Raw genomic sequence first — 19,204 nt, forward strand, 5'->3', positions numbered from 1 at the left:
GTCCGCCGTCGCCACGGGGACTGGGGGCTGCGGCTGAGATTCTTTCTGTCGGACGGTTGACGGAAAAATTCGGCGGCCCCACCGTGGTGCTCATGGCGCCCGACGGAGTGCACGCCATCGTGCGAAGGACACACGAGGACCGCGTGCTGCGGACCCTCCGCAGTGGAGGGGCGATGAGCCGCGGCCAGATCGCGAACGCCGTCGGCCTCTCGCGGACGACCCTCTCCGAGATCGCCGGTGACCTCCTGCGGCGGGGCGCCATCGTCGTCGTCGACACCGACGCCGAGCGTCGGACGGGCAGCGGCCGACCGGCCGAGCGCCTGGCCCTCGACCCACGCTCCGGCCAGTTCCTCGGTGTCGACTTCGGCCACCGGCGGGTGCAGGTCGCCGTGGCCGACGCCTCCCACGAGATCGTCGCGGTGGGCGCCAGCGAGTACCCGGAGTCGTGCCCGTGGACCGAGAGGGTACAGCGCGCCTTCGGTCTCGCCGACGACCTCGCGGCCGAGCACGACCTGCACTTCGGCGCGCTCCAGGGGGTGGGGATCGGGGTCACCGGACCGCTGTCCGCCGAGGCGCCCCACACGACGGCTGCCCCGTCCTTCCGTGAGGCGGCCGTCGACCTCGCGTTCGAGCGGCGGTTCGGGACCCGGGTCCTCGTCGACAACAACAGCCGCCTCGCAGGGCTCGCCGAGGCCCTCCTCGGGGTGCCGCCCGACGCCCAGGTCGAGGACCTCGTGTTCGTCCGCCTCTCCGACGGGGTCGGCGGGGCCGTCGTCGTCGGCGGACGGCTCGTCGCCGGCCGGCACGGGCTCTCCGGCGAGCTCGGCCACGTGACCGTCGACCCGGACGGCGCCTCCTGCCGCTGCGGCAAGACCGGCTGCCTCGAGACCGTCGCCTCCGCCCGTGCGGTCCTGACCGCCACCGCTCGACGCGGCCTCGACCTGCCCGACCTCGAGGCGTACGGGGCGGCCGTCGACGACGGCGAGCCCGCCGCGCTCGCCGTCGCCCGGGAGGTCGGGACCGCCGTCGGTCGCGTCCTCGGGACCGTCGCGATGGCCGTCGACCCGGCCGAGGTCGTCATCGGTGGTTCGGTGGCCCGCGTCGCACCACCGCTCGTCGCCGAGGCCGCCCGCGTCGTCGCGACGACCGCCTTCCCGGGGAGCGAGCCCCCGCGGGTGCGCCTCGCGACGCTCAGTGACGACGACGGGGCGCTCGGGGCGCTCGCCGCCCTCTTCCACAGCTCCCCCCTGCTCGAGAACTACCCCCAACAGCCGCGGACCGTGACCGGGTCCGCCGGCTCCCCTCGACCCCCGGTCACCACTGGAGGGACCCATGTCGGTGTCCACTGACCCGTCCGTCGGCGAGCCGTCCACGACGGCCACCGCGCCGGACCGCCCATCGGAGAGGACGCCCCGTCGACGGGCGGCCGGGCCGTCCCGTCACAGGTCCGGCCTCATCAACCTCGCGTCGATCGCCCTCGGCATCGCGCTCTGGTGGGGCCTGGCCGCCGCCGGGCTGCAGCTGCCGACCCCGCCGGAGGTCGCGGCCCAGGCCTGGACCCTCGCCGGCACGGGGCAGCTCGCCGACAGCGTCCTCGCCAGCCTCGGCCGCGTGCTGTCGGGGTTCGTCCTCGGGACGGCCGCCGCGATCCCCGTCGGGTTCCTCATGGGCTGGTACGCGCCGGTCCGCTCGATCATCGAGCCCTGGATCCAGTTCTTCCGCACGATCCCGCCGCTCGCGATCATCCCGCTGGCCATCGTGCTGCTCGGCATTGGGGAGGCGCCGAAGGTCTTCGTCATCTTCCTCGCGGCCTTCCTCACCTGCGTCATCTCGACGTTCCAGGGCGTCGTGAGCGTCGACCGCACCCTCATCAACGCCGCCCGGGTCCTCGGGACGAAGGACCCGGCGATCTTCGCCCGCGTCATCGTCCCCGCGTCGACGCCCTTCATCCTCGTCGGCATGCGGGTCGGGCTGGGCTCCTCGTGGGCCACGCTCGTCGCCGCCGAGCTCATCGCCGCGCCGACCGGCCTCGGCTACCTCATGCAGAACGCGCAGCTCTACTACGACCTGCCGACGATCTTCGTCGGCATCATCTCGATCGGCCTGCTGGGTCTGTTCATGGACCGGCTGCTCCTGCTCGCCGAGCGACGCCTCACCGGATGGGAGGAGCGCCGATGACGACCACGGCCCCCACGACCACGACCGCCAAGATCTCCGTGCGCGAGGTGACCAAGGAGTTCGACCTCGGCAAGGAGAGCTTCACGGCCCTCGACCGGGTGAGCCTCGACATCGCCGACAACGAGTTCGTCACCGTCGTCGGACCCTCGGGGTGCGGCAAGTCGACGCTCATGAACATCCTCGCCGGCCTCGAGGAGCCGACGGACGGGGAGGCCCGCGTCGACGACGTGGTCGTCACCGGGCCCGGACCCGAGCGGGGCGTCATCTTCCAGCAGTACGCCCTCTTCCCCTGGCTCACCGTGCGCAAGAACGTCGAGTTCGGGCTGCGGACCGCCAAGGTCCCCAAGGCCGAGCGGCGCGAGCGGGCCGACCACTTCATCGAGCTCGTCGGCCTCACCCAGTTCGCCGACGCGCTGCCCAAGATGCTGTCCGGCGGGATGCGCCAGCGGTGCGCCATCGCCCGGGCCTACGCAGTCGACCCGTCGATCCTCCTCATGGACGAGCCGTTCGGCGCCCTCGACGCGCTGACCCGCGTGAATCTCCAGGACCAGCTCCAGGAGACGTGGCGCCAGGACCAGCGGACCGTCATGTTCATCACCCACGACGTCGACGAGGCGGTCTACCTCGCGAACCGTGTCGTCGTCATGGCCGCCCGACCGGGCCGGGTCTACGACGTCGTCGACATCGACGTCCCGTACCCGCGGACCGAGGAGTTCCGGCTCTCTCCGGAGTTCGCCGACCTGCGCAACAGGGTCTGGAGCTCCGTCTACCACCAGCAGGGCCGGACCGTGGCCGACCGCGACGGGGCCTGACCCCGGGCGGTCGCCGCCCGCGGGCGAGGACCGCACCCCACCGACCGCCGGGCGGACACCGGCACGCACGACGCCGTCGACGACGACGGCCCGAACCCAGGAGAACCCATGCGCACGACCCGACGCACCATCCTCGCGACCGCCCTCACCGCCGGCCTCGGACTCGGCCTCGCCGGGTGCGGGTCCGACGGGGGCGGCACCGGCTCCGGGGGCGACCTCGAGCCCGTGACCTTCGGCTACATCGCCGACTACAACGGCACGAGCCTGCTCGCCATCGCGGACGACCAGGGCCTGTGGGAGAAGCACGGCCTCGAGGCCGAGACCCCCGTCTTCACCAACGGCCCCCTGCAGATCCAGGCGCTCGGCACCGGTGACCTCGACTACGGGTACATCGGCCCCGGCGCGATGTGGCTGCCCGCGAGCGGCCAGGCGAAGGTCATCGCGATCAACACCCTCGGCAACTCCGACCGGGTCATCGCGCAGGAGGGCATCTCCTCCGTCGCCGACCTCGCCGGCAAGACCGTCGGCGTCCCGGAGGGCACGAGCGGAGACATGATCCTCAGCCTCGCCCTCGAGGAGGCCGGGCTCACGAAGGACGACGTCCGGCTGACCCCGATGGACCCGTCGACCATCGTGTCCGCGTTCTCGAGCGGCCAGATCGACGCCGCCGGGTTCTGGTACCCGGCGATCGCGACGATCAAGGAGCAGGACCCGAACCTCGTCGAGCTCGCGAAGAACTCCGACTTCACCGACGTGCAGTTCCCGACGGCGTTCGTCGCCGGCAACGACGTCGTCGACGAGGAGAAGACGACCAAGACGCTCGCCGTCCTGCGCGAGGCGATGACGTTCCGGGCGGAGAACCCGGAGGAGGCGGTCGCCGTCACGGCCGAGATGCTGAACAAGTCCGTCGAGGACGTCCAGGCCGACGCCGACAACAACACCGTCCTCACCCTCGAGGAGCTCGACGCCGCGACCGAGGACGGTACCGTCGACGGCTGGCTCAACGGCATGCAGGACTTCTTCGTCGACAACGGCAAGCTCGACGCGCCGACCGACCCGAGCACCTGGTACACCGGCGACCTCTTCACCGGGGCCGCGGAGTGAGCCGCCCCAACGTCCTCTTCCTCATGACCGACCAGCACCGGGTCGACACGCTCGGGGCGTACGGCAACCCGGAGGGGACGACGCCGGTTCTCGACGAGCTGGCCCGGACCGGCACCCGCTTCGACCGCTGGTACACCCCGACCGCCATCTGCACCCCGGCGCGGGCCAGCCTGCTCACCGGGCAGGCGCCGTTCCGGCACAAGGTGCTCGCGAACCACGAGCGGAACGTCGGGTACCAGGAGGACCTGCCCCGGGACACCTTCACGTTCTCGGAGGCCCTCAAGGAGGACGGGTACAACTGCGGCCTCGTCGGGAAGTGGCACGTCGGCACCGAGCGGACGGCGCCGGACTTCGGCTTCGACGGCCCGGACCTGCCGGGGTGGCACAACCCGGTCGACCACCCGGACTACCTCGCCTACCTCGACGAGCACGGCCTGCCCCCGTACGAGATCAGCGACCACGTGCGCGGGACACTGCCGAACGGCGGCCCGGGCAACCTGCTCGCGGCGCGCCTGCACCAGCCGGTCGAGGCGACGTTCGAGCACTACCTCGCGACCCGCACGATCGAGATGCTCGAGGGGTACGCGGCTCAGGCCCGGGAGGGGACGCCGTTCTTCCTCCAGCTCAACTTCTTCGGCCCGCACCTGCCGTACATCCTCCCGGACGCCTACTTCGACCTCGTCGACCCGGCGTCCGTCGAGCTGCCGAAGTCGGTGGCCGAGACCTTCCAGGGGAAGCCGCCGGTCCAGCGCAACTACAGCGCGCACTGGACCTTCGACACGATGCCGATCGAGGTCACCCGCAAGCTCATCGCCGTCTACTGGGGCTACGTCGCGCTCATCGACATGGAGATCGGCCGGGTCATGGACGCCCTGGAGCGTCTGGACCTCATCGACGACACCGCGGTCTTCTTCACGTGCGACCACGGGGAGTTCACCGGGGCGCACCGGCTGCACGACAAGGGCCCGGCGATGTACGAGGACATCTACCGGACGCCCGGGCTCCTGCGGGTCCCCGGGCAGCCGGCGGGGGTCGAGCGGAGCGAGTTCGTCAGCCTGCTCGACTGCACGGCGACGATCCTCGACCTCGCCGGACTGGACCCCAAGCTGGCCGTCGACTCGCGCAGCCTGCTGCCCCTCACGAAGCCCGGGGAGGTGGAGTGGGAGGACGACATCGTCTGCGAGTTCCACGGGCACCACTTCCCGTACCCGCAGCGGATGCTCCGGGAGGACCGGTGGAAGCTCGTCGTCAACCCCGACTCCGTCAACGAGCTCTACGACCTGCACGTCGACCCGGACGAGCTGCTCAACGTCTACGAGCACCCCGAGACGGCGGGTGTGCGGGGTCGGATGATGCGGCGCCTCTACGACGTGCTCCGCGACCGCGGCGACAACTTCTACCACTGGATGACGTCGATGTACGACGTCGGCGAGGTCGGCTACGACCCGACCCTCAGCGGGCTCGACGAGGCCACGTACCGGTCCGGGAGACCCTGAGCCGATGGCCGACACGCTCGCCGGCCGTCGGCACCGCGTCATCCTCGGACGGCTGGCGGAGGCGGGTGTCGTCGAGGTCGACGAGCTGAGCCGTGCCCTCGCCGTCTCCAGCGCCACCGTGCGCCGGGACCTGCGGGACCTGCAGGACCAGGGACGGCTCGTCCGGCACCGGGGCGGGGCCGTGGTCGGCGACGGGCGGCGCACCGGCCCACCCGCTCCGGAGGGGGGGCGCGGCGGGGCGGGACGGCAGCGGCGGCGCGCAGGCCCGGGAGCAGGTCCTGTCCGCCGCGATGTCGCTCGTGCCGACCGGGGCGACGGTCGGCGTCGTCGGCGGCCGATGGGTGGGCGACCTCGCACCGGCCCTTCTCGGCGTCCGTCCGACGGTCGTCGTGACGACCTCGACGGTGCTCGCCGGCCGCCTCGACGACGAGGTCCCCGTGGTCCTGCCCCCGGGCCGCCACGACGGGCGCGGCGAGGTCGTCGGCCGGTCCGTGGCGGAGTGCCTCGACGCCCTGCGGCTCGACGTCGTCCTCGTCGGCGCCTGCGGGACGACGCCGGCCGGGGTCCGCCTGTCCGGGCGTCCCGGCCTGGCGTCCTCCCTCGTCCGCTCGGCGGCCCCGGGGGGCGTCGTCGTGCTCGAGCCCGGGTCGTCCGACAGGGGGACCGACGAGGGCGAGGTGCTCGACGCCGGCGCCGTCGACGTCCTCGTCGTCGGGCGTCACGATGTGGGCCGCGTGTCGCCCGGGATGCGCCGCCGGGTCGGCCGCGTCGTGCTCGCCGGCTAGGCGCTGGCCGCGGCAGCCGCCGCAGGCGCACGCCGCAGCCCCGACAGGGCGCACGCCGCCGTCGTCGGGCGCGGACGCGGACGTCACCGGGCCCGGGTCCCGCAGCCCACGGCAACGGCCCCCGGGACGGTGGGGTCGCGGGGGCCGTCGTCGTGCGGACCCGGCCTACGCGCCGCCGCGCGGCCGTGCGACGTAGAGCCGGTCGTCCCCCGGACCGGTCCACTCCATCCGGACGACCCCCGCGACGGCGGCGTCGTCGATGCGCTCGGGGTCGGACCAGTACCCGGCGTTGGGGTTGAGGAAGTAGGTGGCCCAGACCTGGCCGCTCCGGTCCTCGAAGAGGTTGTTGTGGCCGGCGCCGACGCCCGCGGTCCACCGGGGCGAGTACGGGCCCTCGAAGGAGTCGGCCACGGCGAGCACCATGTCGTAGTGCAGCTGCTCGCGTCCGGGGCCCGGGTCGTCGTACCGGTACACCCGCTCGCCGTCCACCGTCCAGGTGCGGTCCCAGACGGCGCCGACGAGGTAGTACTTCCCGCCCTTGGGGAAGACGTACGCGCCCTCGATGTACGGCTCGGGCGTGTACGGCTGCTCCTGGAACTCCGGCAGGCCGGTCGACGGGACGATGTCCTCCATGTCGTCGCGGAAGCGCGCGTACAGATGGTTGTGCAGGACGAGCCAGGCGTTCCCGTCCTCGTGGTACATGCTGCCGTCGATGTGGTGGTAGGCGCCGGCCTCGATGAACGTCGGCCCGCCGACGAAGGGGTCGCCGAAGGGCTTGTCGTGGTTGCCCTCGACGAGCCGGTAGGGTCCCTCGATCCCGCCCTCGCTGCGCAGCATGAACGACCCGACCTTGCGCGAGTGGTCGCCCATGCACGCGACGATGAACCACGTGTCGTCGAACCGGTGGACCTCCGGGGCCCAGACCTGTCCCCGCTTCCCGAAGCGCTCGTCGTACCAGTACTCCTGCCAGGGTGCGACGACGACGCGTCCGGGGGTGTTCTCGTCGACGAACTCCGGCGACCAGACCTTCCCCTTCTCCGCGCCCGGCCGGATGCCGGTCGTGTCGACCAGGGACCACGGGCCGCGCAGCGACGGGGCCGTCCACACGAAGAGGCCGTCGTTCCACGGGGCGGCCCGGTCGAGTGACGGGACGCGGCTGGTTCCAGTGCAGACGTAGACCGAGCGGCCGCCGACGACGAAGTGGTCGACGAAGGTGTCCCGCATCCAGACCCGGCCCAGCTCCTCGTCGCGCGGACGGAGCTCGAGCGGCAGGACGAAGGAGTTGTCCTCCCGCGGCCACAGCTCGGTCCGGGTGTCCGCGGTGCCGTAGGGCTCGAGCGCCGGCCAGGGCTCGGGCCAGCGGGCGGCGTGCGGAGGCGGGACACCCCGTCCCGCCCGGGTCGCGGCCAGGGCGGTCGTCGGCGACAGGGCCAGCCCCAGCGTCCCGGCGCCGGCGCCGGCGAGCAGGGCCCGGCGGCCGGGTGTGCTCCGGTGGTGGTCGGACGTCATCGGTGACTCTCCTCGGTCGGGGAGGGGCCTCGTCGCCCCTCTGCGAGGGACGCTAGCCACGGGAATTCCGACACTGAACGGGCGGCGGAAAGGTTTCTCGTGCGGCGTCCGCGGGCCCAACCGGAGAGGTCCCTACCCGGAGCGGCGCGAGACCCAGTCGGCGAATCCGCGCTCGTCGCGGCGGGCCGTCGGCCCCGGCAGGAGGCCGTGGCGCATCCCGCGGAACGGGGCGGGGAAGGACAGGACGCGGACGCCCTCGCCGTCCCGGGTGGCGACCGCCCGCGCCATGGTCGCGGAGTCCGTCGTGTCGGGTCCGGCGACCTCGTGGACGGCGGGTCCGTCGGTGACCGCCGGTCCGGTCGAGGGCCCGGACACGACGACCTCGACCAGGAGGTCGGCGACGGCCGCCGGGTGCACCGGCCGCAGGCGCATCCGCGGGACGACGGCGACGGGGCCGATGCGGACCTGGCGGAGGAAGGTCTCGGCCAGGGTGAACCACGCCGTCGAGCGGACGACGCTCACGGGAACCGCGGCGGCGGCGTGGGTCTCCTCCTGGACCGCCTTCCCGGCGTAGTAGCCGGTGGAGCGGGAGACGGCCGGGTCGGTCGTCCCGACGATCGACGTCAGGACGAGGTGCGGGACGCCGGCGTCGCGGGCGGCGGTCGTCACCGCGCTCGCCGTGCCCCCGAAGAACGACACGGCCTCCCGCCGCGAGAGCGTCTCGACGTTCAGGCAGTCGACGACGGCGTCGGCGCCGCGCAGGACGTCGGCGAGGCCGGCGGCGAGGACGTCGACCCCGCTCGCGCGGGACGCCGGGACGACCGCGTGCCCGCGTGCGCCGAGGAGGTCGACGACGAGGCCTCCCATCTCGCCGGTGGCACCGAGGACGACGACTCGCACGACCCCTCCTCGACCCGGCACCTCCGAGGTCGGTCAGCCTGCCACGCCGGGCGCCCGGGCGCCACGGTCCGGGCGGCCCGGCCCGGCGCCCCGCACGCCGGTAGCCTGGTCCCGGCAGCCGCCACCCTCGCGCACCCCACGGAGACCCCCGCCCATGGCCCCGTCGCACGACCTCGTGCTGACCACCGTCCCCGGGGGCTCCGCCCTCTCCCGCTTCCGCGCCGCCGGCGCCCTCGCCCGGCTGCGGGTCGCCGTACCCGGGGTCGAGTCGGTGACCGCGCGGTTCGTCCACTGGGTCGCGAGCGAGGGCCCGCTCACCGACGACACCCGCGCGACCGTCGGGGCGCTGCTCGCCTACGGCGACCCCGCGCTGGAGCCGCCCGCCGCCGCGCACACGACGTCCGTCGTCGTCGCGCCCCGGCTCGGCACGCTCTCCCCGTGGGCCTCGAAGGCGACCGACATCGCGCACAGCTGCGGCGTCGGCGTCCGCCGGGTCGAGCGGGTCACCGAGTACGTCATCGGGTCGGCCCGCCCGCTCACCGAGGAGGAGTGGGTCGCGTGCGCGCAGCTCCTCCACGACCGGATGACGGAGTCGGCCCTGCCGTCGGTCGAGGCGTCGGCGGGCCTCTTCGACGCCCGTGAGCCCGAGCCGATGGCGCACGTCGACGTCCTCGTTCGCGGCCGGGACGCCCTCGAGGAGGCCGACCGGGACTTCGGGCTCGCGCTGTCCGACGACGAGGTCGACTACCTCGTCGAGGCCTTCACCGGGCTGCGCCGTAACCCGACCGACGTCGAGCTCATGATGTTCGCGCAGGCCAACTCCGAGCACTGCCGGCACAAGATCTTCAACGCCGACTTCGTCGTCGACGGCGAGGCGCAGAGCCGCTCCCTCTTCGGGATGATCCGGCACACCGAGGAGGTCGCCGGCGCGGGGACGGTCGTCGCGTACGAGGACAACGCGTCGGTCATGGTGGGCGGCGCGCGGACCCGCTGGCTGCCCGAGCGCACCGACGGCCCGAGCCCCTACCGCGGGCGCGAGGACGAGGTGCACGTCCTCATGAAGGTCGAGACGCACAACCACCCGACCGCGATCAGCCCCTTCCCCGGCGCGGCGACCGGGGCGGGCGGCGAGATCCGCGACGAGGGGGCGACGGGTCGCGGGTCGCAGCCGAAGGCCGGCCTCACCGGGTTCGCCGTGTCCAACCTCCGCCTGCCCGGCACGGACGAGCCGTGGGAGCGCACCGAGTACGGCGCACCCGGCCACATCGCGAGCCCGCTCGACATCATGGTCGAGGGACCGATCGGCGCCGCGGCCTTCAACAACGAGTTCGGACGCCCGGGCCTCGGTGGGTTCTTCCGCGTCTACGAGCAGACCGTCGACGGCGTGCACCGCGGGTTCCACAAGCCGATCATGTCGGCCGGTGGGCTCGGCACGATCAGCGCCGACCTCGTCGAGAAGGTGACCTTCCCGGCCGGCACCCTGCTCGTCCAGCTCGGTGGGCCGGGCATGCGGATCGGCATGGGCGGCGGCGCGGCGTCCTCGATGGCCGCGGGTGCGAACGCCGCCGACCTCGACTTCGACTCGGTGCAGCGTGGCAACCCCGAGATCGAGCGGCGCGCCCAGGAGGTCGTCAACCACTGCTGGTCGCTCGGTCCCGAGGAGAACCCGATCCTCGCGATCCACGACGTCGGTGCCGGCGGGCTGTCCAACGCCTTCCCGGAGCTCGTCGACGGGGCCGGTCTCGGCGCCCGCTTCGACCTCTCCGCGGTGCCGCTCGAGGAGTCCGGGCTCGCGCCGAAGGAGGCGTGGTGCAACGAGTCGCAGGAGCGCTACGTCGTCGCCGTCGCGCCGGAGTCGATCGAGCGGTTCGCCGCGCTCTGCGAGCGGGAGCGGTGCCCGCACTCGGTCGTCGGCCTCGCCCGCGACGACGGCCGGCTAGTCCTCGCCGAGGGTCCCGAGGACGTGCCCGGCGAGGACCGTCCCATCGACATGCCGATGGAGACCCTGCTCGGCAAGCCGCCGCGGATGACCCGCGACGTCGTCCGCGTGCCGCGGTCCGGCGACGCCCTCGACGTCGACGCGCTCGACGCGCGGGAGGCGGCGTACGCCGTCCTGCGGCACCCGACCGTGGCCTCCAAGCGCTTCCTCGTGACGATCGCCGACCGGACCGTCGGCGGGCTCACCCACCGCGACCAGATGGTCGGCCCGTGGCAGGTGCCGGTCGCCGACGTCGCCGTCACCCTCGCCGATCACGTCGGCCTCGCCGGTGAGGCGATGGCGAGCGGGGAGCGGATGCCGCTCGCCGCCGTCGACGCGCCCGCCTCCGGCCGGATGGCGGTCGGCGAGGCGCTGACGAACCTCCTCGCCGCACCGGTCCCGACGCTCTCCGCGGTCAAGCTGTCGTGCAACTGGATGGCCGCCTGCGGCGAGGACGGCGAGGACGCCGCGCTCTACGACACCGTCCGCGCCGTCGCGATGGAGCTGTGCCCGGCGCTCGGGGTCTCGGTACCGGTCGGCAAGGACTCCCTGTCGATGCGGACCCGGTGGACCGACGTCCACGGCGAGGCGAAGCAGGTGACCTCGCCGGTGTCGCTCGTCGTCACCGCGTTCGCCTCGCTCCCCGACGTCCGCGGCACGTGGACCCCGCAGCTGCGGGACGGGTCGGCCCTCGTCCTCGTCGACCTGGGCGCGGGACGGGACCGGCTCGGCGGCTCGATGCTCGCCCAGGTGTCGGGCGCGTTCGGCCACGACGTGCCCGACCTCGACGACCCGCAGCGGCTGCTCGGCCTGGCGTCCGCCCTCGTCGACCTGCGGGAGCGGGGACTCGTCACGGCGTACCACGACCGGTCCGACGGCGGGCTGTGGGCGACCGCCTGCGAGATGGCCTTCGCCGGCGGGAGCGGCCTGGACCTCGACGTGCCGTCGGTCGCCGCGCTCTTCGCCGAGGAGCTCGGCGCGGTCTTCGGTGTCGCCACGGGGGACGTCGAGGTGGTGCGTGATGTCTTTGCGGCGCACGGGCTCGGCGACGACGTCGTCTCCGTCGTCGGGCACACCGTCAGCGAGCGCCGGGTCCGGGTCCGCGTCGACGGCGTCGACCTGCTCTCCGAGCGGGTCCGGGACCTCGCGCAGGCCTGGGACGAGGTGTCGTGGCGGGTCTCGGTGCTGCGGGACAACCCCGGGGCCGCCGACGAGGAGCACGCCGCGGTCGGCGCCGACGACGACCCCGGCCTCGTCGTCGCTCCCACCTTCGACCCGACCGACGACGTCGCCGCGCCCTTCGTGGCGACCGGGGTGCGGCCGAAGGTCGCGGTCCTGCGCGAACAGGGCGTCAACAGCCACGTCGAGACGGCCTTCATGCTCGACCGCGCCGGGTTCGACGCCTACGACGTCCACATGACCGACCTCCAGACCGGCCGCATCGACCTCGCCGACGTCCGGGGCCTCGTCGCCGCCGGCGGCTTCTCCTACGGCGACACGCTCGGGGCGGGCGAGGGCTGGGCGCGCTCGGTCCTGTTCAACCCGCGGCTCACCGACATGTTCCGGGACTTCTTCCACCGGGACGACACGTTCGGCCTCGGCATCTGCAACGGCTGCCAGATGTTCGCCGCGCTCGCCGACCTCGTCCCGGGCGCGGAGGCGTGGCCGCGGTTCACCCGCAACCGGTCCGAGCAGTACGAGGCGCGGCTCACGCTCGTCGAGGTGCTCGACTCCCCGTCGGTGCTCACGACCGGGATGGCCGGCAGCCGCCTCCCGATCGCCGTCGCGCACGGCGAGGGCTTCGCGAACTTCACCGCCCGTGGGGACGAGCGGGCGGTGCAGCGCGTCGCCCGGTTCGTCGACCACCACGGCCAGCCCGCGACGGCGCACCCCTTCAACCCGAACGGGTCTCCGGGCGGCCTCACCGCGGTGACGAGCACAGACGGCCGGTTCACGGCGATGATGCCGCACCCGGAGCGGGTCTCGCGCAACGCCCAGATGTCGTGGACCGACGCGGCGGTCGAGGACGAGAGCCCGTGGCTGCGGATGTTCCGCAACGCGCGGGTGTTCGTGGGCTGAGGTCGCCCGCCCAGGCGGGTCCCGCGTCGGGAAGGCTCCGTGTGGAGGATCCCGGGGGTGGTGACCCCCGAGATCCTCCACACGGTGACGGCCGTGCTCAGTCGGTGGGCGCGGCGGTGCCCAGCCGGCGCCACACGTCGACACCACAGGCGTCCTGCACCATCCCGTACGGGTAGGACGGGAGGCCGGGCGCGCTCGCGTCGCCGAGCAGGGCGAGGTCGTCCGCGGAGAGCTCGAGCGTGGCGGCCTCGAGGCTCTGGGCGAGCTGCTCGGTGGTCCGTGCGCCGAGCAGGACCGAGGCCACCGTGGGTCGGCTGAGCAGCCACGCGTGGGCGACGTGCGCCATGGGCCGGTCGTGCGCGGCCGCGACGGACCGGACGGCGTCGACGACCCGCCACGTCCGGTCGGTGTTGCGCACGTCGTAGGCCTCGACGCCGCGGTGCGGGTCCTCGCCGAGCCGGGTCGCGCCGGACGGCCGCTCGTCGGACCGGTACTTGCCGGTCAGCCAGCCGCCGCCGAGGGGCCCCCACGGGGTGAGCGCGATGCCCTCCGCGAGCGCCGCCGGGACGATCTCGAGCTCGATGGTGCGGTCGAGCAGGTTGTACTGCGGCTGTACCGCCGTCGGGACGACGTAGCCGCCGAGCCGGGCCGTCGCCATGATGCGACCCAGCTGCCATCCGGTGACGTTCGACCACCCGATGGCGTGCACCCGGCCGCGCCGGACCTCGCTGCTCAGGGCGTCGAGCGTCTCCTCGACCGGGGTGTGGTCGTCCCAGCCGTGCACGGTGTAGAGGTCGAGGGCGTCGACGCCGAGGCGGTCGAGCGATCCCTGGACCGCCCGCGCGAGCGCTCGTCGCGAGGCGCCCGCCGACCCGGAGGGCGGGGCGAAGCGCCCCTTGGTGCCGATGACGACGTCGGCTCCCCGGTCCGCGAGCCACCGGCCGACGATCCGCTCGGACTCCCCGCCGGCGTAGACGTCCGCGGTGTCGACGAAGGTGCCACCGGCGGCGACGAACGCGTCGAGCTGGGCGTGCGCCTCGGCCTCGGGTGTCTCCGCCCCGAAGGTCATCGTGCCGAGGCCGAGCCGGGTGACGACGGGTCCGCGGGGGCCGAGCGGGGCGGTGGGCATGGCCTGTGTGTCGGTGCTCATGGGTCCAGCACACATCCTGGAGTGCACTCCAGGTCAAGTTTTAGGGTGGAGTGGTGAGCACTCCCACGGCCGCCGCCCCGCTCGACACGGACGACCTCGTCGGGATCGGCGAGGCCGCGCGAGCCACCGGGGTCAGCGTCGACACCCTCCGCTACTACGAGCGCGCCGGGGTCATGCCTCCGGTCCGGCGTACGTCGACGGGGCGTCGGGTCTACACCCGCGACGACCTGGGGTGGACGGTCTTCGTGCTGCGCCTGCGGGCCACCGGGATGCCTCTCGAGGAGGTGCGCCGCTACACCCGCATGGTGCGGGACGGCCAGGGCACGGTGCCGGAGCGACGTGCCCTCCTCGAGGAGCACCGGCGGACCGTCGGCGCGGCCATCGCCGAGCTGCAACGGGCTGCTGCCGTCCTCGACGGGAAGATCGCGCACTACGCCGCCGCCGAGCGGGGGGAGCGGCTCGACTGCGACACCGTCCCGCTCGACGCCGCCGCGCGCATCGGCTGACCCGGCGGCCCGGGGAAACCGGTCGACGGGTGGTGGCCGGTCGGGTTGGGTGAGGGCCATGGACCTCACGATGTCGACGCCCGCCACGGCCGACCTGCGATCCGTCACCGACGCGGTCGGGGGCTGGCAGCGCGACGACGGACCGCTCCAGCTCCATCCCGGCGACATCGGGTGGTACGGCCGTCTCGGTCCGGCTGCCACGGCGGCCGCCCTCCGGGTCTGGCGGGTGGGCGGGCGGGTCGTCGCGGTCGGGCTGCTCGACGGCGACGACCTGCTGCGCACCGCGGTCGACCCGCACCTCGGGACCGACGCCGACCTCGCCCGCCGGATGGCCGAGGACGTCGACGACCCCGCCCGGGGGGTGCTGCCGTCCGGCGAGGCGGTCGTCGAGGCCCGCGGCGGCCCGCTGCTCCTCGCCGCGCTCAAGGAGAGGGGCTGGGTCGACGACGAGCCCTGGACGCCGCTGCACCGGGACCTGCGGGACCCGGTCCCGGGCGTCGACCTGCGGCTCGAGGTCGTCGGCCCGGACACCGCCGACGACTGGGTCGAGGTGCACCTGTCGGCCTTCCACGGTGACGTCGTGACCGACGACGACCGCCGGCTCGTCCGCGACCGGTTCGACACGCTCACGGCCGGCCCGTTCGCCGCCGACGTCACCGCGGTGACCGGGCGCGACGCGGCGGGGGCGGCCGTCGCGTGCGCCGCGGTCTGGACGGCGGGAGCCGGGCGGCCGGGACTCCTCGAGCCGATGGGGGTGCACGACGCCCACCGCGGGCACGGGTACGGGCGGTCCGTCTGCCTCGCCGCGGCCGCCGTCCTCCGGGACGCGGGTGCCTCGAGCGCCCTCGTGTGCGCCGAGACCGCGAACACCGGCGCCGTCGCGACGTACGAGGCGGCGGGGTTCGTCGCCGCGGAGCCGGTCCGGGACGTCCGCCGCGCCGGGTGACCCGCGTCGAGATCGGGCGAAACGCAGACGAACGACCAGCGACGACCTGCGTGTTGCCGGACCTCGACCCGGGGGAGACGCTGCGCAGGGGTTGGACGTCCACGACCCCGGGTAGACGGCACCCATGGACGTTCCGATCACCCTGACCGTCGACGGTGTCGAGCACCGACTCGACGTGGACACCCGCACCACCGTTCTCGACGCCCTCCGGGAGCGGCTGGGCGTCACCACGGTGAAGAAGGGGTGCGACCACGGCCAGTGCGGCTCCTGCACGGTCCTCCTCGACGGGCGGCGCCACCTCACGTGCCTCAGCCTGGCCGTCGCCCAGGACGGGGCGGAGGTCGTCACGGCCTCGGGGCTCGCGGACGGTGACGTGCTGCATCCCGTCCAGCAGGCGTTCCTGGACCACGACGGCTACCAGTGCGGGTACTGCACCCCGGGCCAGGTGTGCTCGGCCGTCGGGATGCTCGACGAGGCGAAGCGGGGCCACCCCAGCCACGTCACGGCCGACCTCGGGGCCGAGCCCGACCTGGACGACGACGAGATCCGGGAGCGGATGAGCGGCAACCTCTGCCGCTGCGGTGCCTACCCGGGGATCCTCGGGGCCGTCCGGCAGGCGGCCCGCTCGTGAGGGCTCTCGACTACGTCCGGCCGTCCACGCCGGAGGAGGCGGTCGCCGCGGTCGCCGGTGACGAGGACGCGATGTTCCTCGCCGGTGGGTCCAACCTCGTCGACCACCTCAAGCTCGGGGTGGCGCGCCCCGGGCGGCTCGTCGACGTGAGCCGGCTGCCGCTCGACGAGGTCGCCACCCACGACACCGACCGCGGCACCGTGCTGCGCGTCGGGGCCACGGTGCGCAACGCCGACCTCGCGGCCCACCCCGTCGTCCGCTCCCGCCTCCCGGGGCTCTCGCGCGCGCTCCTCGCCGGAGCATCCGGCCAGATCCGCCAGCAGGCCAGCACGGCCGGGAACCTCCTGCAGCGCACCCGCTGCGTCTACTTCCAGGACGTCACGACCCCGTGCAACAAGCGCGAGCCGGGCTCCGGGTGCTCGGCCCTCGAGGGGTACGGCCGCTACAACGCCGTCCTCGGGGCGAGCGAGCACTGCGTCGCGACCCATCCGTCCGACATGGCCGTCGCGATGGCGGCGCTCGACACGTCGGTCGTCGTCCTCGGGCCGGACGGTGAGCGGCGGATGCCGTCGACCGACCTGCACCGGCTCCCGGGCGACGAACCGCAGCGCGACACGACGCTCGCGCACGGCGAGCTCGTCACGGGCGTGGAGATCCCCCTCACCGACCTCGCGGCGGTCTCGACGTACCGCAAGGTGCGCGACCGGGCCTCGTACGCGTTCGCCCTGGTGTCGGTCGCCGCCGCCGTCCGGACCGCGGGCGGCGTCGTCGAGGACGTCCGGCTCGCCTGGGGCGGGGTCGCCCACGCGCCGTGGCGGGCGAGGCGTGCCGAGGAGGCGCTGCGCTGCGGACCCGTCGACGAGCAGGCGGTCGCCGCGGCGGTCGACGCCGAGCTGGCCGAAGCAGAGACGAGCGAGGCCACCACCTACAAGGTCCCCATGCTGCGGGGTGCCACCGTCGAGACGCTGCTGGCGCTCGTGGAGGGAGAGGACGCATGACCGACACCGTGGAACAGGTCCCCGTCCCGCTCGACGTGCGATCCGTCGGAACCCGGCTCGCCCGGGTCGACGGCCCGGAGAAGGTGACCGGCCGGGCGCGCTACGCCGTCGAGCACCGCGACGAGGAGGGCCTCGGCGACCCGCTGTCCCTCTGGCTCGTGCAGTCGACCGTGGCCAAGGGCGAGGTCGAGGCGGTCGACGCCTCCGCCGCCCTCGCGCACGACGGCGTCCTGCGGGTGCTCGACCACACGAGTGCGCCGCGGCTCGAGGACACCGAGGACGGCGAGCTCGCCGTCCTGCAGGACGCCCGCGTGCACTTCCGGGGCCAGATCGTCGCCGTCGTCGTCGCCGAGACCTCCGAGGCGGCGCGCGAGGGGGCCGCGCTCGTCGAGGTCTCCTACCGCGCGGAGCCGCACGCGGCCGCGTTCACCGTCGAGGGGGCCACCTACCGGCCCGACTCGGTGAACCCGGCGTTCGAGACCGACAGCGACGACGGGGACGTCGACGCGGCGCTCGCCGGCTCCGCGGTCGTCGTCGACGCGTCCTACGGCACGCCGTACGAGCACAACAACCCGATGGAGCCGCACGCGACGATCGCGCGGTGGCACGAGGGCGACGACGACGGGGTCGTGCTGCGGCTCGTCGACTCGACCCAGGGCGTGCACGGCGTGGCGTCGACGATCGCGCCGATGGTCGGGCTGGGCAAGGACCAGGTGCACGTGACGGCGCCGTACGTCGGCGGCGGGTTCGGCAGCAAGGGGCTGCCGCACGCGAACGTCGTCGTGGCCGCGCTCGCCGCCCGCGAGACGTCCCCCCGGCCGGTCTCGCTCGCGGTGACCCGGCAGCAGATGTTCGCCCTCACCGGCTACCGGACGGCGACCGTCTCCCGGATGCGGCTCGGCGCGGACCGCGACGGCCGGCTCACCGCCATCGAGCACCGCGCGTACGCCCAGTCCGCCGCCGTCAAGGAGTTCGCCGAGCAGACCGCCGTCGGCACCCGGTCCCTCTACGCGGCCGCCAACCGACGCACGAGCCATCGGCTCGCCGTCCTCGACGTCGCGGTGCCCTCGTGGATGCGCGCGCCCGGCGAGATGCCGGGGATCTTCGCGCACGAGGTCGCGATGGACGAGCTCGCCGTCGCGTGCGGCGTCGACCCCGTCGAGCTGCGGGTGCGCAACATTCCGGAACGGGATCCGGAGACCGGCAAGCCGTTCAGCGACCACCGCCTCGTCGAGTGCCTGCGCGAGGGCGCCGAGCGGTTCGGCTGGGCGGACCGGCCCGCGCAGGCCGGGGCGACCCTCGACGGCGAGTGGCGGGTCGGCACCGGGATGGCCGTCTCGACCTACCCGGGCTACCGGATGCCGGGCAACGAGGCCCGCGTGACGGCGCTCGACGGCGGACGGTTCGAGGTGGCCATCGGCTGCGTCGACATCGGCACCGGGGCGCGGACCGTGCTCACTCAGATCGCGGCCGACGCCCTCGGCGTCGACCCCGCGGCGGTCGTGCTCCGGGTCGCCGACTCGAGCCTGCCGCCCGCGTCGGTGGCGGGCGGGTCGTCGGGGACGGCCTCGTGGGGGTCGGCGGTCAGCGCGGCCGCGCAGGCCTTCCTCCACGAGCACGGTCGGACCCCGGACCCGGGCGCCTCCCTCACCGCCTCGGCCGCCGACGACCCGCTGAACGGCGACCACGTCTTCCACTCCCACGGCGCGGTGTTCGCCGAGGTGCGGGTCCACCGCCGGACCGGCGAGATCCGGGTCCCGCGGCTCTTCGGGATGTACTCGGTCGGGCGCGTGATGAACCCGACGACGGCGCGCAGCCAGCTCGTCGGCGGGCTCGTCATGGGTCTGTCGAGCGCGCTGCACGAGGAGTCCGTCCGGGACCCGCGTTTCGGTCACGTCGTGACGCAGGACCTCGCGACCTACCACGTGGCGTCGCACGCCGACGTCCTCGACGTCGACGCCGACTGGCTCGAGGGCAGTGACGAGGAGTTCACCCCGATGGGGGCGCGCGGCATCGGGGAGATCGGCATCGTCGGGACGGCGGCCGCCGTGATCAACGCCGCGTACCACGCGACGGGGGTACGGGTCCGGGACCTGCCCGTCACCGCGGACCGCTTCCTCGGGGAGGGCTGA

Annotated in this window: 15 protein-coding genes and 1 pseudogene; 13 read left to right on the forward strand and 3 right to left on the reverse strand. The window is 74.0% G+C overall.

The features are described from left to right. Positions 1-143: 143 nt before the first annotated feature. The 7 genes and pseudogenes from KC207_RS15365 to KC207_RS15390 all read left to right on the forward strand — a co-directional run bounded on the left by KC207_RS15365 (position 144) and on the right by KC207_RS15390 (position 6,375). A complete protein-coding gene (locus KC207_RS15365; protein WP_211604197.1) occupies positions 144-1,349 on the forward strand; it encodes an ROK family transcriptional regulator in 1,206 nt (401 codons plus the stop codon). Beyond that, complete coding sequence (locus tag KC207_RS15370; RefSeq protein WP_249138784.1) at positions 1,339-2,178, forward strand: ABC transporter permease; 840 nt, start codon at positions 1,339-1,341, stop codon at positions 2,176-2,178. Before KC207_RS15365 ends, KC207_RS15370 begins: the two co-directional genes overlap by 11 nt. Next, the gene (locus tag KC207_RS15375; RefSeq protein ID WP_211604199.1) at positions 2,175-2,990 is read left to right on the forward strand and encodes an ABC transporter ATP-binding protein; all 816 of its coding nucleotides are present in this window, start codon (positions 2,175-2,177) and stop codon (positions 2,988-2,990) included. Before KC207_RS15370 ends, KC207_RS15375 begins: the two co-directional genes overlap by 4 nt. 108 nt (positions 2,991-3,098) lie before the next feature. Continuing rightward, on the forward strand, positions 3,099-4,094 hold the full coding sequence (locus KC207_RS15380) for an aliphatic sulfonate ABC transporter substrate-binding protein (protein WP_211604200.1): 996 nt from the start codon (positions 3,099-3,101) through the stop codon (positions 4,092-4,094). Next, a complete protein-coding gene (locus tag KC207_RS15385) occupies positions 4,091-5,590 on the forward strand; it encodes a sulfatase family protein (RefSeq protein WP_211604201.1) in 1,500 nt (499 codons plus the stop codon). Before KC207_RS15380 ends, KC207_RS15385 begins: the two co-directional genes overlap by 4 nt. 4 nt (positions 5,591-5,594) lie before the next feature. Further along, positions 5,595-5,765, forward strand: a pseudogene (locus tag KC207_RS16965) (DeoR family transcriptional regulator); the annotation flags it as partial. Between the two features lie 115 nt (positions 5,766-5,880). Further along, on the forward strand, positions 5,881-6,375 hold the full coding sequence (locus tag KC207_RS15390) for a hypothetical protein (protein ID WP_211604202.1): 495 nt from the start codon (positions 5,881-5,883) through the stop codon (positions 6,373-6,375). 165 nt (positions 6,376-6,540) lie between these two features. Here the strand turns inward: KC207_RS15390 and KC207_RS15395 are convergent, their stop codons facing one another. Beyond that, positions 6,541-7,884, reverse strand: coding sequence for a family 43 glycosylhydrolase (locus KC207_RS15395; RefSeq protein WP_211604203.1), 1,344 nt, complete (start codon positions 7,882-7,884; stop codon positions 6,541-6,543). A 132-nt stretch (positions 7,885-8,016) separates the two neighbouring features. Further along, positions 8,017-8,784: an SDR family oxidoreductase gene (locus KC207_RS15400; RefSeq protein ID WP_211604204.1), complete on the reverse strand. Its 768-nt coding sequence runs from the start codon at positions 8,782-8,784 to the stop codon at positions 8,017-8,019. A 154-nt stretch (positions 8,785-8,938) separates the two neighbouring features. Here KC207_RS15400 and purL point away from each other — a divergent pair, with 154 nt between their 5' ends. After that, the gene (purL, locus tag KC207_RS15405; RefSeq protein ID WP_211604205.1) at positions 8,939-12,841 is read left to right on the forward strand and encodes a phosphoribosylformylglycinamidine synthase; all 3,903 of its coding nucleotides are present in this window, start codon (positions 8,939-8,941) and stop codon (positions 12,839-12,841) included. 97 nt (positions 12,842-12,938) lie between these two features. Here purL and KC207_RS15410 read toward each other — a convergent pair whose 3' ends face one another. Next, on the reverse strand, positions 12,939-13,991 hold the full coding sequence (locus KC207_RS15410) for an aldo/keto reductase (RefSeq protein ID WP_249138785.1): 1,053 nt from the start codon (positions 13,989-13,991) through the stop codon (positions 12,939-12,941). Positions 13,992-14,044: 53 nt separating this feature from the next. Between KC207_RS15410 and KC207_RS15415 the strand changes: the two genes are divergently transcribed. The 5 genes from KC207_RS15415 (at position 14,045) to KC207_RS15435 (ending at position 19,204) form a co-directional block, all read left to right on the forward strand. After that, positions 14,045-14,497, forward strand: a complete 453-nt coding sequence (locus KC207_RS15415) for a MerR family transcriptional regulator (RefSeq protein ID WP_249138786.1) — start codon at positions 14,045-14,047, stop codon at positions 14,495-14,497. 58 nt (positions 14,498-14,555) lie between these two features. Continuing rightward, positions 14,556-15,443 (forward strand): GNAT family N-acetyltransferase, encoded by an 888-nt coding sequence (locus KC207_RS15420; protein ID WP_211604206.1) that lies wholly within the window; start codon positions 14,556-14,558, stop codon positions 15,441-15,443. Positions 15,444-15,567: 124 nt separating this feature from the next. Further along, positions 15,568-16,074 carry a 2Fe-2S iron-sulfur cluster-binding protein gene (locus KC207_RS15425; protein WP_211604207.1) on the forward strand — a complete coding sequence of 169 codons (507 nt, stop codon included), beginning with the start codon at positions 15,568-15,570 and terminating at the stop codon, positions 16,072-16,074. Beyond that, a complete protein-coding gene (locus KC207_RS15430; RefSeq protein ID WP_211604208.1) occupies positions 16,071-17,072 on the forward strand; it encodes an FAD binding domain-containing protein in 1,002 nt (333 codons plus the stop codon). The genes KC207_RS15425 and KC207_RS15430 overlap by 4 nt, the downstream gene beginning before the upstream one ends. Then, entirely contained in the window at positions 17,069-19,204 is a 2,136-nt protein-coding gene (locus KC207_RS15435) for a xanthine dehydrogenase family protein molybdopterin-binding subunit (RefSeq protein ID WP_211604209.1), read from the forward strand. Before KC207_RS15430 ends, KC207_RS15435 begins: the two co-directional genes overlap by 4 nt.

The sequence above is a fragment of the Phycicoccus avicenniae genome (assembly GCF_018139485.1).
GTDB lineage: Bacteria > Actinomycetota > Actinomycetes > Actinomycetales > Dermatophilaceae > Phycicoccus > Phycicoccus avicenniae.

What these genes read in the sequence shown, in the direction of transcription:
- KC207_RS15375 (WP_211604199.1), top strand. Translation starts at nt 2,175, where the DNA reads ATGACGACCACGGCCCCCACGACCACGACCGCCAAGATCTCCGTGCGC.
- KC207_RS15380 (WP_211604200.1), top strand. Translation starts at nt 3,099, where the DNA reads ATGCGCACGACCCGACGCACCATCCTCGCGACCGCCCTCACCGCCGGC.
- KC207_RS15390 (WP_211604202.1), top strand. Translation starts at nt 5,881, where the DNA reads ATGTCGCTCGTGCCGACCGGGGCGACGGTCGGCGTCGTCGGCGGCCGA.
- KC207_RS15395 (WP_211604203.1), bottom strand. Translation starts at nt 7,884, where the DNA reads ATGACGTCCGACCACCACCGGAGCACACCCGGCCGCCGGGCCCTGCTC.
- purL (WP_211604205.1), top strand. Translation starts at nt 8,939, where the DNA reads ATGGCCCCGTCGCACGACCTCGTGCTGACCACCGTCCCCGGGGGCTCC.
- KC207_RS15410 (WP_249138785.1), bottom strand. Translation starts at nt 13,991, where the DNA reads ATGAGCACCGACACACAGGCCATGCCCACCGCCCCGCTCGGCCCCCGC.
- KC207_RS15420 (WP_211604206.1), top strand. Translation starts at nt 14,556, where the DNA reads ATGGACCTCACGATGTCGACGCCCGCCACGGCCGACCTGCGATCCGTC.
- KC207_RS15425 (WP_211604207.1), top strand. Translation starts at nt 15,568, where the DNA reads ATGGACGTTCCGATCACCCTGACCGTCGACGGTGTCGAGCACCGACTC.
- KC207_RS15435 (WP_211604209.1), top strand. Translation starts at nt 17,069, where the DNA reads ATGACCGACACCGTGGAACAGGTCCCCGTCCCGCTCGACGTGCGATCC.